The organism is Candidatus Accumulibacter cognatus (genome assembly GCF_000584975.1).
In the GTDB taxonomy this organism is placed as follows: Bacteria; Pseudomonadota; Gammaproteobacteria; order Burkholderiales; family Rhodocyclaceae; genus Accumulibacter; species Accumulibacter cognatus.
Window position 1 is genome coordinate 1 of the sequence record NZ_JDST02000035.1, and the last position, 13,008, is coordinate 13,008.

General features: G+C 61.5%; 15 protein-coding genes. 9 read left to right on the forward strand and 6 right to left on the reverse strand.

The genetic code is table 11. From position 1 onward, the window contains the following. Positions 1-801, reverse strand: an 801-nt coding sequence (locus AW06_RS07590; RefSeq protein WP_034948148.1) for a transposase, incomplete at its 3' end; no start/stop codon positions are given. A 246-nt stretch (positions 802-1,047) separates the two neighbouring features. On the opposite strand from AW06_RS07590, the gene AW06_RS20130 reads away from it, so the two are divergent. Further along, the gene (locus AW06_RS20130; RefSeq protein WP_248594859.1) at positions 1,048-1,254 is read left to right on the forward strand and encodes a hypothetical protein; all 207 of its coding nucleotides are present in this window, start codon (positions 1,048-1,050) and stop codon (positions 1,252-1,254) included. Between the two features lie 9 nt (positions 1,255-1,263). Here the strand turns inward: AW06_RS20130 and AW06_RS07595 are convergent, their stop codons facing one another. Then, entirely contained in the window at positions 1,264-1,659 is a 396-nt protein-coding gene (locus AW06_RS07595; RefSeq protein ID WP_034948115.1) for a type II toxin-antitoxin system VapC family toxin, read from the reverse strand. Beyond that, complete coding sequence (locus AW06_RS07600) at positions 1,656-1,901, reverse strand: Arc family DNA-binding protein (protein ID WP_034948119.1); 246 nt, start codon at positions 1,899-1,901, stop codon at positions 1,656-1,658. Before AW06_RS07600 ends, AW06_RS07595 begins: the two co-directional genes overlap by 4 nt. Before the next feature lie 994 nt (positions 1,902-2,895). On the opposite strand from AW06_RS07600, the gene AW06_RS07610 reads away from it, so the two are divergent. Further along, positions 2,896-3,597, forward strand: coding sequence for a DUF4325 domain-containing protein (locus tag AW06_RS07610; protein ID WP_273704493.1), 702 nt, complete (start codon positions 2,896-2,898; stop codon positions 3,595-3,597). 411 nt (positions 3,598-4,008) lie between these two features. Here the strand turns inward: AW06_RS07610 and AW06_RS07615 are convergent, their stop codons facing one another. The 3 genes from AW06_RS07615 to AW06_RS07625 are packed head-to-tail and all read right to left on the reverse strand — an operon-like array spanning position 4,009 to position 6,133. Further along, positions 4,009-4,656, reverse strand: coding sequence for an ABC transporter ATP-binding protein (locus AW06_RS07615; protein ID WP_034948128.1), 648 nt, complete (start codon positions 4,654-4,656; stop codon positions 4,009-4,011). After that, positions 4,653-5,345: an ABC transporter permease gene (locus AW06_RS07620; RefSeq protein ID WP_034948150.1), complete on the reverse strand. Its 693-nt coding sequence runs from the start codon at positions 5,343-5,345 to the stop codon at positions 4,653-4,655. Before AW06_RS07620 ends, AW06_RS07615 begins: the two co-directional genes overlap by 4 nt. Before the next feature lie 5 nt (positions 5,346-5,350). After that, positions 5,351-6,133 (reverse strand): substrate-binding domain-containing protein, encoded by a 783-nt coding sequence (locus tag AW06_RS07625; protein WP_273704494.1) that lies wholly within the window; start codon positions 6,131-6,133, stop codon positions 5,351-5,353. A 446-nt stretch (positions 6,134-6,579) separates the two neighbouring features. On the opposite strand from AW06_RS07625, the gene AW06_RS07630 reads away from it, so the two are divergent. The 7 genes from AW06_RS07630 to AW06_RS07660 form a co-directional block, all read left to right on the forward strand. Further along, positions 6,580-7,617 carry a quinone-dependent dihydroorotate dehydrogenase gene (locus AW06_RS07630; protein ID WP_034948134.1) on the forward strand — a complete coding sequence of 346 codons (1,038 nt, stop codon included), beginning with the start codon at positions 6,580-6,582 and terminating at the stop codon, positions 7,615-7,617. Positions 7,618-7,836: 219 nt separating this feature from the next. Then, positions 7,837-8,421 (forward strand): electron transport complex subunit RsxA, encoded by a 585-nt coding sequence (gene rsxA / locus AW06_RS07635; protein WP_034923122.1) that lies wholly within the window; start codon positions 7,837-7,839, stop codon positions 8,419-8,421. Next, positions 8,418-8,960, forward strand: coding sequence for an electron transport complex subunit RsxB (gene rsxB, locus AW06_RS07640; protein ID WP_034948137.1), 543 nt, complete (start codon positions 8,418-8,420; stop codon positions 8,958-8,960). Before rsxA ends, rsxB begins: the two co-directional genes overlap by 4 nt. Positions 8,961-8,970: 10 nt before the next feature. Next, positions 8,971-10,716: an electron transport complex subunit RsxC gene (gene rsxC, locus AW06_RS07645; protein ID WP_034948139.1), complete on the forward strand. Its 1,746-nt coding sequence runs from the start codon at positions 8,971-8,973 to the stop codon at positions 10,714-10,716. Beyond that, positions 10,716-11,735: an RnfABCDGE type electron transport complex subunit D gene (locus tag AW06_RS07650; RefSeq protein WP_034948152.1), complete on the forward strand. Its 1,020-nt coding sequence runs from the start codon at positions 10,716-10,718 to the stop codon at positions 11,733-11,735. The genes rsxC and AW06_RS07650 overlap by 1 nt, the downstream gene beginning before the upstream one ends. Further along, complete coding sequence (gene rsxG, locus AW06_RS07655; RefSeq protein WP_034948142.1) at positions 11,732-12,397, forward strand: electron transport complex subunit RsxG; 666 nt, start codon at positions 11,732-11,734, stop codon at positions 12,395-12,397. Before AW06_RS07650 ends, rsxG begins: the two co-directional genes overlap by 4 nt. After that, on the forward strand, positions 12,394-13,008 hold a 615-nt coding region (locus AW06_RS07660), incomplete at its 3' end, for an electron transport complex subunit E (RefSeq protein WP_034948145.1). The genes rsxG and AW06_RS07660, both read left to right, overlap by 4 nt.

Genomic DNA, 13,008 nt, shown 5'->3' on the forward strand with positions numbered 1-13,008 from the left:
AACAAACGGGGCCACCTCTCCGCTCATCTTCCGGCCTCGGAATACCACGAGTTGGTCGGCATGCAGTTGGCTGATGGTCTGCGTGCACTTGGCCTTCGCGCAGGCAGCGTCCATGAAAGTCCGGGTGCCGAAGAAAGCATCAGCAAGCACAGTCTTGACGATGAAATCGGGGTGGTTTGTGCAAAACTCTTCGATTAGCGAGAGGGCCCTCTCGGCCTTGCCTGGATAGTCCGGATTGAGTGCAGGGGCCTTCGGCCGATCCGCCGCCTGGATGCCGGCTTTGATCAGGCGCGCATTCTCTTGACGCCAAGCGCGCTGCGCAGGGTCTGGCCGGTAAAAACGCACCCCCACCTGGAAAGTCGCTTGATCGGTAACCAGTATCAGAAATATCAGGCATTGGCCATTGAAATAGCCCGAAGTCTTTTTGTCGAACACCTGGTGTGCACCGTAAATGCACGTCGTGCTCTTGGCTCGGCGATGGTCGCTGTCGTCCGCCACGAGCACACCCTGCGGAAGCTTGTGCCAGCGTAGCAGCAGACTGACGCTCGCTTGAAGCAACCCGGACCACGGTAGTTTGGAACTGCGGAACATCCAGGACAGCGCGCCAACACGGTAGCTTCCCAGACCCGTTCGCTCAAAAGCCGCCCAGCACAGGCTGCCTGTCAGCAGCAGGCCCGTCAGGCAATAACTCAACCAACCCTGCTGCGTCTTCCCCAGGGAACGCCCAGCGTACCGTCGGTGCAGTTCATCTGAAAGCTCGCAGACATAATTGCTAGCGAATGGCAGGGCGTCGGAAAACATGGCAGCATCCTTGGGGGAGGATGGTCATGTTACCGAAGTCCTCTGCCGACAGCCGCAAATCACTCCGAAAGCGATAACTTGAAAGCTCTCGGGAAAGCAAGCGGAAAAAACTTGAACATCGAGTGACATGGAACTGTCGGCACATTGCAAACCCAGAGGTACAAAGAGGCATTGCTGCTTACTTGGAACAGGTTGGTTTGTTCCTTCCGTTTATCTGCACCCCGGAAGAACTTCTTGGAGAAGAAAATGTTGAATGACGAAATCGTCGATGAAGTACGAGCCATTCGAGATACCCACGCCGCCAAGTTTGGCTACGACCCGCGTGCAATTTATGAAGACCTGAAGAAATCAGAGGCTGAGCATATTGCGGCTGGGCACCCATTTGTGCCTCCACCGTCTGTACCCCCAGTGCCCAACTCTTCATTGCAGCGGACTCGCTTCGCTCGCCGCTGAATTTGGACGTTAGGCGTCGGAAAGCAGCAACGCCCGGGTCTTGAAGGCTTTCGCCAGCTTCGCGTCCGCTGTCACCAACTTCACGTCCAGGTACTCGGCGACAGAGACAAACTCGCAGTCGTAGGCTGAGCAGCCGCTTGCCTTTGCCAATCGAAGGACGTCCGAGGTTTCAGGGTCGTACTCCTCGGCGCCAATGAGATCCGCCGCGCGCCGGTGCAACGCGAGGGCATCGCTAACCTCGAGCCGCTTTGATCGCACATACGTCGCCAAGACATTCCGCAGTTCGCTTCGCCAGAGAAGGGGCGCAGCCCACTCTGGCTCGTCCAGCAAGAGTCGCTCTGCCGATTCCGTGTACTGCCCAGGGATCAGGAGATAGGCCAGAACGTTCGTATCGACAACGATCACGGCCGTCCCTGCTTCTTCAACGCATCGATCTCCGCATGGTCGAAGCCATCCTGTGGCAGCCTCGCCCGGATGGCTCGGATCGCTGCGAGGTGCTGCGCTGGAGTTGCCTTACGCGGCATCAGCACACTCTCCAGGCAGGCGATCACCTCGCTGTTCAAGCTTCGATGGTTAACATCGGCCGCTGACTTGAGTCTGGCATACAGATCGTCTGGAATGCCCTTTAGCGTAATGGTCGTTGGCATGGTTACCTCTACGTCAAAGGCACCATTATGCAACCGCTTCGGTGCCGCCGCAAGCCGACGCCCAACCCCTCGGTCGCAGAACCAATAGGGGACAGACCGTTCGCCGATATCGGTGGTATATCCAGCGGGTTGAAGTCCCGTGAAAGGAGTTGTCCGTACGCCTTTCCAGCACCGGGAAGCAGCGTTCGAGTCATCGGAGGTCGTCAGTTTCCCAGGGCAAAGCAGCAGTCCGCAACGCAAGTGAACCTGGACGTAGCCTCGTCACACTAACTGGAGAAGCCGACTCTCTGGTCTGAAGGGGAAGTCCGCTGGATGTCGCTGAAATAACGGAAGTGGCGGCATCGACTTCCGGGGTGGCAGGGGTGGCATGTTGTGGAGGAAATACCGTGCAGCATAATGGCCGCCCCGGTATGTAAGCAGTCACGGGAAGCCCCGCCGGATGGTGGACAGGCATCAACTGGGGACTCGCGAGAGTCGAACCGGGTTCGGCGGGGTGGCGGAGGGGTCCGTAGTACCGATGAAGCCGGGTAACGCCGGTGGAGGAAAGGGACCCTGGTTCAAGGCGACGCTTCTCGCGCGTCCCAGGATCGCCACAGCGATAGTTTACAGCGTGGGAGCCTTAAGTTTACAATTGGCCTCCCTTTGGTTCACAACCTAGGCAATGGCGAAACCCTCAAGATTCGAAGAGTTGGTCCGGACGGTCACCAGAGACGTTACCGAACACCCGCGCGACCTCACCCGGCACTACGCTGATCGGCTGGGCATATCCCGTGTCGCTGCGAACAAGTATATCCAGCGCCTTGAGCGGGAGGGTTGGATAGCTCGAAGCGGAGCTTCAACTCATCCTGTCTTCAGCCCCGGGTACAAGCGAAGGTTCGCGCGCCTGTACCCGCTCTCCGGTCTTGAAGAGCACATTGCCTGGGAAAGAGATTTCAGGCCGTACTTCAGCCTGACCCCAAACATTCATAGCATAGCGAGCCACGGTTTTACTGAAATGGTGAACAACGCCATTGACCACTCGGCGGGACAGTCGGTCTTTATCTGGACGAGTCAAGACGAGAGCACGCTCCGAATCATCATCTCAGACAATGGTGTCGGAATATTCGCGAAGATTACAGCGGCACTGGGCCTGCCCGACATGAGACAGGCGCTCTTTGAGTTGGCAAAGGGGAAACTGACTACGGACCCAAGCAGACACACGGGAGAAGGGGTCTTCTTCACCTCGAGGATGTTTGACTCTTTCGAGATCAGCGCAAACGGACTGCAATTCAATCACGACGCGAGTTCACCTCACGATTGGCTACGGGAAGCGCCGGGTGTCTTCCCCGATGGCACGGCGGTCTTCATGCGGATCGCACTGAACTCGAGTCGAACTGTGGCAGAAGTCTACTCCCAGTTCACCGATGCCCCGGAGGATTACGACTTTTCGAAGACCATTGTTCCGATGAAACTCGCACGATTTGGTGACGAACAATTAGTATCACGTTCACAAGCTAAAAGGCTGATTGCACGATTTGATCGCTTTCGGACGGTAATTCTTGACTTTGCGGACGTGCAGGAGATCGGGCAGGCTTTTGCGGACGAACTGTTTAGAGTATATGGAGGTTGTCATCGAGAAGTTGAACTACTTCCAAAGAACATGACCGAGCAAGTTGAGCGAATGTGGCTTCGTGCTGTCGCACCGCGAGGCGCTTAGCGGCGAGGCCTAAGGCCTTCGTCAGGGCCTCAGCATCCGACAATTTTGGCGGGAACCCTCGCTTGTGCGGATTCCCGCCGAACGACCGTGTTCAGAGCCTCGCAAACAAGGCAGTAGACCGTGACAATGAAGGTTTCGATGGGCATGGCCGACTCCGGTTTGTGAAAACCGGTAGGGCAGGACAAGCTCATTGAAAGTTGCACATCGCGTTACGCTAATAAAACGCCCGGTTTCGCCTCACTTTGCGGTCCACTGGACGCTGCGCGATAAAGCCGCGCAGCGCGAGCTATCCGCGTTGTTCGGACGGAGCGTTGATCTGGTGCCGCGTGCTGGCCTCAAACCGGTGTCCGAAGCCTGGACTCTCGTTGCCGAACCCGTGCTCTCAGCGTCATCGGGCAGCACGGGATATGTTCAGACGTGCAGCCGACCGCCCATCAGGTCCAGCCGACGCATGTCGGGCAGCTCGATGAGGTCGCGATCATGGCAGGCGATCACCGCCGTGGTCCGGGCCGTACAGAAGCCGCGCAGCAGGTCGATGGTTTGCCGCCGCGATTCGGCATCGAGATTGGCCGTCGGTTCGTCGAGCAGCAATATCTTCGGTTTCAGTACCCAGGCACGTGCCATGGCCACGCGCTGCCTTTCTCCTCCGGACAGCTTCTGCGGCGGTATTGCCAGAAGATGCGTCAGGCGTGCCCAGGCAATCGCTGCCGCGACCAGCCGTTGCCGTTCGTTCGCTTCGATGCCTCTGGCACGCAGCCCATAAGCGATATTTTCGGCGACACTGGTATGAAACAGGTAGGGTTGCTGATGCACGTAGATCACTTGCCGGCGCAGCCAGTCGGGATAGGGCCGCCAGTCGAAGCGCTGTTCCTGGTAGTGTCCGAACCCGCTGTCTGGTGCTTCGATGCCGGCCAGGATACGCAGCAGGGTGGACTTGCCGCTGCCGTTCTCACCGGTCAGGACGTAGCTTTCGCCAGCCAGTAGCGTCAGCTCATCGATCGAGAACAGGCGTCGTGCCGCGAACGATTTGGTCAGCGTGGACACCCCGAGCAGGCTCATCGCCGTGACTCTCCCTGAAAGAAGGCGAAAGCCGAATTGATTCCCAGGGCCACGACCAGGAGGACGATGCCCAGGGCAATGCCCTGCGCGAACTCGCCCTTGCTGGTTTCGAGCGCAATCGCCGTCGGGATGTTGCGCGTCACGCCGGCGATGTTGCCGCCCACCATCAGCGAGCAACCGATCTCCGAGACGACCCGGCCAAAAGCGCTGCAGACCGCTGCCATCAGCGCAAAGCGCACTTCGACGAGCATCGTCCAGGCGATGCGCGGAGCCGATGCGCCGAGCCCGACGGCGGTTTCGCGGGCGCGCGGATCGGCGCCCTGGATCGCGGAGAGCGAGAAGGCAATCAGCACCGGCAGGGCGATCAGTATCTGGCCAATGACCATCGCAGTCTGGGTAAACAGCAGTTGGAGCTGCCCCAGGACCCCCTGGCGGGAAAGCAGCAGGTACAGGATCAGACCGACAACCACGGTCGGCGACGCCAGCAGTCCCTGCGTCAGGACGATCAGTGGTCGTCGGCCTGGGAACTCCAGCGTTGCCAGCAGATAGCCGATGCCAATACCCAGGGGCATGGCGATCAGCATCGCGCGCAGCGTCACCGACAGCGAAACGCCGACGATCAGCCACAGCTCGGGATCGCCGGAAAACAGCAGGCGCAGCGCCGCTTCGCTGGCATCGAGAAGTCCCAGGGCGCTTACCTCGCCGGCGTGACGAAGAACAGCTGCTCGCCGTTCGGCCGGAAGGCACTGATCGCCGAGTGCCCGGCGGCACTGCTCAGCCACTCGATCAGCGCCATGGCACCGGCGAAATGGATCTCCGGGTACCTTTTCGGATTGACGGCGATGACGCCATACGGATTGAATAGGCGCGGGTCACCCTGGACGAGAATCGCGAGGCCGGTGCGGGTCTTGTAACTGGCGAAGGTGGCCCGGTCGGTCAGCGTGTAGGCCTGCATCTCGCCGGCCATGGTCAGCACCTCGCCCATTCCAAGCCCGGCCGAGACGTACCATGGCGCTCCCTTGGTGGCAATACCGAGCTGTTGCCAATAGCTTCTTTCCATCCGTTCGGTTCCCGAATCGTCACCGCGGGAAACGAAACGCGCCTGCCTGGCGGCGATCTGGCGAAAGGCCTCGAGTACCTCCCTGCCGCCGCGTAGTGTGGCCGGGTCGCTGGCAGGGCCAACGATGACGAAATCGTTGTACATCACATCGCGTCGATTCACTCCGTATCCGGCCGCGACGAAAGCCTCTTCGGCCTGGCGATCATGCACCAGCACGACATCGACGTCACCGTTCTCGGCCAGCTTGAGCGCCTTGCCGGTTCCGACCGAGATGATCTGCACCCTGATGCCCTGCTGCCATTCGAACTGCGGCAGGATGGCGCGCAGCAGACCGGAGTTGTCGGTGCTGGTGGTCGTTGCCAGACGCAGGTCGCGGGCCGCGAGGTGGGTGGAGAAGAAAGCAAGCAGCAGGACCATGGCGGTTGCCAAGTGACCACAGCGGAAGAAAGCAGCGCGGGCCATGCCTGATTTCCTGTAAGAATTCATCGATAGTTGCACAGCCCCTGTGAGGGGCTGAACGGTGGGCGGTACGTGGTTTTTGCGCAGTGCCCCTGTTGCCCAGGGAGAGCGATCATCAGCCGCAAGGGGTGTCGCATCCTGGTCGTTGCGGCCGCCGCCACGGGGTATGCGGGCAGCGCAATGTTGGCGGATCGTCATCGGCAAGCGCAAGTATGGCATGAACCGTGATCTCATCGGTACACCGGCAATCCTCCTTTCTCTCGGGATATACCGACGCTTGCCGCTGGGCTTCACTGGCCGCCCGATGCCTTGCAACGGACCCCTGGCAAGTCCGGACGGGATTTCGCCAGAGAGCCGACATTGCCGGGCACGCGCGGCATGCTGCGATGCGGTAAAATGCCGGCATGTTCTATCCTTTTTTACGTCGCTTTTTCTTCGCTCTCGACCCCGAAACCGCCCACCTTGTCGGGATGAGCGGCGTCGATTTCCTCAACGCCACGGGCGCGCGCTGTCTGCTTGCTGCCGCGGTGCCGCCGGACCCGCGGCAGGTGATGGGACTGGTTTTTCCCAACCCGGTCGGCCTGGCGGCGGGTCTCGACAAGAACGGCGAACATATCGATGCTCTGGCCGCCCTCGGTTTCGGTTTCATCGAGATCGGTACCGTGACCCCGCGTGCGCAGCCCGGCAATCCGAAGCCACGCCTGTTCCGCATTCCGGAGCGGCAGGCGATCATCAATCGCATGGGCTTCAACAACGATGGCGTCGAGAAGCTGCTGGCCAATGTCGCCCGTTCACGCTTCGCTCGTACCGGCGGAATTCTCGGAATCAATATCGGCAAGAACTTCGATACCCCGATCGAGAACGCCGCCGACGATTACCTGAGCTGTCTTGAGCGCGTTTATGGCGTCGCCAGTTATGTGACGGTCAACATTTCGAGTCCGAACACCAAGAACCTGCGCGAACTGCAGCAGGACACCGCGCTCGACGCGCTGCTCGGTCGGCTGAAAGGCGCCCAGTCGCGGCTCGCCGACCGCCATGGCCGATATGTGCCGCTGGCCCTGAAAATTGCTCCGGACCTCGAAGATTCGCAGATCCAGGCGATTGCCGACCTGTTGCGCCAGCACCGGATGGAGGGCGTCATCGCCACCAACACCACGCTCTCGCGGGCCGCTGTCGCCGGCCTGGCGAATGCCGAACAGGCAGGCGGTCTGTCCGGTGCGCCGCTGCGGGCGATGTCCACCGCGGTGGTGAAAAAACTGTCGCTCGCCCTGGCCGGTGAAGTGCCGATCATCGGCGTCGGCGGCATCCTGTGTGGTGCCGACGCGGCCGAGAAGATCGCTGCCGGTGCCAGCCTGGTGCAGTTCTATACGGGCTTCATCTACCGCGGCCCTGGGCTGGTTGGCGAGGTGGCCGCGGCGATCGCCGGCCAGCGCCGTGTTTGATTTTGCATGGCGTGGTTGGCAACGTGGTTGAATGGACACACTGGCCGGGGGATAATCGCGGCGCCCCGGACCCCGTTGCCTCCTGCCCAACGGTCGTCGCTGCTCAGACCCCCCGGATCATGAAAACCATGAACGTTTCCACCAACCCCGCCCATCTCCCACTCGCTGGCGATGGGGAGATTCGTCAGTCGCCAGCGCGACTTTCAGGGTAAGCGGAACATGACTCACTACCTGTTCATCATTGTCGGTGCCGTCCTCGTGAACAACGTCGTGCTGGTGAAAATCCTCGGGCTGTGCCCGTTCACGGGGGTTTCCAAGAAACTGGAGACGGCGTTCGGCATGGGCGCGGCGACCACTTTCGTGCTCACTGTGGCGACCGGTGCCAGCTACGTCATCGATCACTACCTATTGATGCCGTTCGGACTCGAATATCTGCGGACCCTTTCCTTCATCTTCACCATCGCCGCCATCGTGCAGCTCACCGAGATGGTGATCCAGAAGACCAGCCCCTTGCTGCACCAGGTGCTCGGCATTTATCTGCCGCTGATCACGACCAACTGTGCGGTACTCGGCGTCCCCTTGCTGAACGTTGCCAACAAGCATGACTTTGTCGAGTCCCTGCTTTTTGGTGCCGGCTGTGCCATTGGTTTCTCACTGGTTCTGGTGCTCTTTGCGGGTATCCGCGAACGCGTCGAAGGGGCCGATGTGCCGACCCATTTTCGGGGAACGGCGATTGCCATGGTGACCGCCGGCCTGATGAGCCTGGCGTTCATGGGCTTTGCCGGACTGGACAAGTATCAATGATCAGCACGCTGTTGATCATGGCGCTCGGTGCCCTCGTGCTCGGTGCCGCGCTTGGCTACGCGTCGATCAAATTCAAGGTCGAAGGCGATCCGCTGGTCGAGAAAATCGAAGCCATCCTGCCACAGACGCAGTGCGGCCAATGCGGTTATCCGGGGTGCAAACCTTACGCGGCGGCGATTTCAGCCGGTGAGGCCGACATCAACCTGTGCCCGCCGGGTGGCATGGACGGCGTGCGCAAGCTCGCCGATTTGCTCGGCCGCGAAGTCAAGCCGCTGGAAGTCGAGGAGAAGCCGAAACAGGTGGCGATCATCGACGAGACGACCTGTATCGGCTGTACCCTGTGCATCCAGGCCTGCCCGGTGGACGCCATCGTCGGCGCTGCCAAACAGATGCACACCATCATCGAACCGCTGTGTACCGGTTGCGAGTTGTGCATCAAACCCTGCCCGGTCGAGTGCATCCACATGCAGCCGATCACCGAGAATCTCGATAACTGGAAGTGGAAATACCCGGTGATCGAAATCAAGCGCGCCGCCTGAGTTGCCAGCAATGCTCCAGCACCTGTTCGGTTTCAAGGGCGGTGTCAAACCGCAGACCAACAAGGCCCCGTCTGTGCAGCAAGCGATCGGCCAGGCACCACTGCCGGAGCGTCTGTACGTGCCCTTGCACCAGAGCATCGGCGGTTCGCCGAACCCGCTCGTCGAGGCCGGCGAGCAGGTACTGAAAGGGCAATTGATCGGTGGTGCCGACGGCTGGATGTCGGCGGCCGTGCATGCACCGACTTCCGGCATCGTTCTGGCGATCGAGCAGCATGTGGCGGCGCACCCTTCGGGTCTGCCGACGCTGACCGTGGTCATCGCGCCGGATGGTCGTGACGAATGGATCGCGCGTACGCCGCTCGATTACCGGAGCCTGGCGCCCGAGCGCGTCCGCGAAGCGCTGCGCGATGCCGGCGTCGTCGGCCTTGGGGGCGCCGTCTTTCCGAGCCACGCCAAGCTCACCGCGGCCAGCTCCGTCGCCGTCGAACAACTGGTCATCAACGGGGCCGAGTGCGAACCCTTCATGACCTGCGACGATCTGCTGATGCGCGAGCGCGCCGAGGAAATCGTGCGCGGAAGCGCGATCTTTCGTGAGCTGCTGGCCGCCAGGCGAGTGCTGATCGGCATCGAGGACAACAAGCCGGAAGCCGTCGCGGCAATGCAGGCAGCGGTGCAGCGGCTGGGCGAGGATCATGAGGTGGTCGCCGTTCCCACCCGCTACCCTGCCGGCGGTGCCAAGCAACTGATCCGCGTCCTGACCGGCAAGGAAGTCCCGGCCAGCAAGCGCTCGACCGAACTCGGCGTGCAGTGCTTCAACGTCGCCACCGCCTATACCGCGTATCGGGCGCTGGCCTACGGCGAGCCCGTGATCTCGCGCATCGTCACGCTGACCGGCAACGTCCTGCAGCCACGCAACTGGGAAGTTCGGCTCGGGACGCCGCTACGCAATCTGGTTGCGCTTGGCCAGCCGAAAGCCGACACCAGCAGTTACCTGATGGGGGGGCCGATGATGGGCTTCGAGATCCCGGACCTCGCTGCGCCGGTGATCAAGGCCACCAACTGTGTCATCGCCGGTTCGCCGACGCTGTTTCCGCCGCGTCCGCCCGAGATGCCGTGCATCCGTTGCGGCGCCTGTGCCGAAGTCTGTCCGCACGAACTGCAACCATTCGAGTTGTACTGGTTCGCGCGCGCCAGGAACTTCGGCAAGACGCAGGAGTATCATCTCTTCGACTGTATCGAATGTGGCTGCTGCAGCTATGTCTGCCCGTCGCACATTCCGCTGGTGCAGTACTTTCGTTTTGCCAAGAGTGAAATCTGGTCGCGCGAGCGCGAGAAACAGGCTGCCGAAGCTGCCAAGGCCCGCTTCGAACTGCGCAATGCACGGGCCGAGCGGGAACAGGCCGAGAAGGCCGAACGCCTGGCCCGGGCCGCCACTACCAGGAGCAGCGAACGCAAGCCGGCCAGCGTCGCGGCGAGCCCGCCGGTCGCGGTCTCGGAACCGGGCGTTGCCAGTGCCGTTGCCAGCGAGCCGGCCATTGCCCCCACTCCGGTCGATGCCGATGCGCTGAAGAAAGCGACCATCGTCGCGGCGATGGAACGTGCCCGCGCCCAGCGCGCTGCCGTACAGCCGAGAAATACCGAACAACTCACTCCTCAGCAGCAGCGCGAAATCGCCGCCATCGAGGCGCGCCGCGCCAACCTGCAGGCCGAGTCGCCGCCGGACGCAGGAAACCAACCGCGGCGGGCAGCGGAATGATGGTGTTCTCGACGCCCCCTTATGTGCTCGGGCAAGGCAGCGTGCGGCGGGTGATGCTGCAGGTGCTGATCGGCCTGTTGCCAGGCATTGCCGCTTATATCTGGCTACTCGGCGCGAGCATCGTCTTGCAGTTGTTGATCGCCACGGTCGCCGCGCTGGCTGGAGAAGCGCTGATGCTCTGGCTGCGCGGCAAGCCGCAAGGCCTGTTCTTGAGCGATGGCAGTGCGGTCGTCACCGCCTGGCTGATTGCCCTGGCCTTTCCGCCGCTGGCGCCGTGGTGGTTGATCGTCGGCGGCACGCTGTTCGCGATCGTCGTTGCCAAGCACCTCTACGGCGGGCTCGGTCAGAATCCTTTCAATCCGGCGATGATCGCCTTTGCCGTGTGCATCGTTTCGTTTCCGGCCCTGATGTCGCAATGGCCGGCACTCGGCCTCAAACTGACCCTGGTCGAGCAGCTCAAGTTGATTGCCGGTCTCATCCCGCGCATCGACGTGATGAGTGGAGCAACTCCGCTTGACGCGCTCAAGACGGCTCTGAAACTCGGCGAGGGCACGGTCGACGTGCCGACCCTTCTGGCGACGCAGGAGGTTTTCGGGAACTTCGCCGGGCGTGGCTGGGAATGGGTCTCGGTCGGCTATCTCGTCGGCGGTCTGTGGCTGTGGCAGAAGAAGATCATCAGCTGGCAGGCGCCGCTCGGTTTCCTCGGCAGCCTGTTTTTGCTGGCCGCTGTGCTCTGGATCTGGAGCCCGCAGCAGTTCGCCAATCCGTTCTTCCACCTGTTCTCCGGCGGCAGCATGCTGGGTGCCTTCTTCATCGTCACCGATCCGGTTTCCGGGTCGACGACCAGCCGGGGCAAACTGATCTTCGGCTTTGCCGCCGGTGTGCTGGCCTACCTCATCCGCGTTTTCGGCGGCTACCCTGACGGCATCGCCTTTGCCGTGCTGCTGATGAATCTCTGTGTGCCACTGATCGACATGTACACACAGCCACCGATCTTCGGGATGAAGAACGAGCGATGAAACTTCTGCACAGGACACCCAGTGCGACCAGGATGGCGATGCGCACGGCGGTCATCCTGCTGATCTTCGTGGTGGTGTTCACCAGCCTGCTGGCAGCCGTTTTCCTGTGGACCCGGCCGGCGATCGAGGCCGCCGCCGCCGAGGAAAAAATGAAGCTGATCAGCGAGGTGCTGCCGCGCGAACTCTACGATAACGACTTGCTGAGCGACCGTTTACAACTGCCGCCCGACCCCGCACTGGGTGCCGACGAGGCGTCGACTGCCTACCTGGCACGGCGGGCTGGTCAGGCCAGTGCGCTGGTCTTCGAAGCGGTGGCTCCCGATGGTTATTCCGGAAAGATCCGCCTGTTGATCGCCGTCACCGCCGACGGCACGCTGCTCGGCGTGCGCGTGACCCAACACAAGGAGACACCGGGCCTGGGCGACTACATCGACCCAAGGAAGGACCGGAACAAGGAGCATCCGTGGATCCGTCAGTTCGACGGCCTCTCGTTGGCAACGGTCGCCGACCGCGAGTGGCGGGTCAAAAAGGACAGCGGACGTTTCGACTCGATTGTCGGGGCAACGATCACGCCACGCGCCGTGATCAAGGCGGTGCACAAGGCCTTACACTACGTTGCCGAGAATCGCCGGCAACTCTTTGCCACAGGAGGAGGGAAATGATCAGTCGCGAGGAATTCCGCCAGATCGGTGCCAACGGCGTCTGGCACCAGAATACCAGCCTGGTGCAGATCCTGGGCCTCTGTCCGCTGCTCGCCGTGACCACCAATCTGGTCAACGGCGTGATGCTGTCGCTGGCGACGATCATCGTCATGGCCATCGCCAACGTCGCCGTGGCATCGCTGCGCAACCTGATCCCGCACGAGATTCGCATCCCGGTCTTCATTCTGATCGTCGCAGCGCTGGTGACCGTGGTCGATCTGCTGTTCAACGCCCAACTGCATGAGTTGTACCTGGTTCTTGGCATCTTCATTCCCCTGATCGTCACCAACTGCATCGTGCTGGCGCGTGTCGAAGCCTTCGCCAACAAGAACCCGCCGCTGCAGGCGGCATTCGACGGCGTCTGCATGGGCATCGGCATGCTGTGGACGCTGGCGCTGCTCGGCGGACTGCGCGAGCTGATCGGCGGCGGTACGCTGCTGGCCGGGATCGACATGGTTTTTCCGGGGCTGCAACCCCTGCAGTTGCTGCCGGCTGACTATCCCGGTTTCCTGCTGGCGTTGCTGCCGCCTGGCGCCTTCATCCTGCTCGGCTGTCTGATTGCCTGGAAAAAC

Excerpts from the sequence above, each read along its gene's own strand:
- AW06_RS20130 (WP_248594859.1), top strand. The coding sequence starts at position 1,048 with ATGTTGAATGACGAAATCGTCGATGAAGTACGAGCCATTCGAGATACC.
- AW06_RS07600 (WP_034948119.1), bottom strand. The coding sequence starts at position 1,901 with ATGCCAACGACCATTACGCTAAAGGGCATTCCAGACGATCTGTATGCC.
- AW06_RS07610 (WP_273704493.1), top strand. The coding sequence starts at position 2,896 with ATGGTGAACAACGCCATTGACCACTCGGCGGGACAGTCGGTCTTTATC.
- AW06_RS07615 (WP_034948128.1), bottom strand. The coding sequence starts at position 4,656 with ATGAGCCTGCTCGGGGTGTCCACGCTGACCAAATCGTTCGCGGCACGA.
- AW06_RS07625 (WP_273704494.1), bottom strand. The coding sequence starts at position 6,133 with ATGGTCCTGCTGCTTGCTTTCTTCTCCACCCACCTCGCGGCCCGCGAC.
- AW06_RS07630 (WP_034948134.1), top strand. The coding sequence starts at position 6,580 with ATGTTCTATCCTTTTTTACGTCGCTTTTTCTTCGCTCTCGACCCCGAA.
- rsxA (WP_034923122.1), top strand. The coding sequence starts at position 7,837 with ATGACTCACTACCTGTTCATCATTGTCGGTGCCGTCCTCGTGAACAAC.
- rsxB (WP_034948137.1), top strand. The coding sequence starts at position 8,418 with ATGATCAGCACGCTGTTGATCATGGCGCTCGGTGCCCTCGTGCTCGGT.
- rsxC (WP_034948139.1), top strand. The coding sequence starts at position 8,971 with ATGCTCCAGCACCTGTTCGGTTTCAAGGGCGGTGTCAAACCGCAGACC.
- AW06_RS07650 (WP_034948152.1), top strand. The coding sequence starts at position 10,716 with ATGGTGTTCTCGACGCCCCCTTATGTGCTCGGGCAAGGCAGCGTGCGG.
- rsxG (WP_034948142.1), top strand. The coding sequence starts at position 11,732 with ATGAAACTTCTGCACAGGACACCCAGTGCGACCAGGATGGCGATGCGC.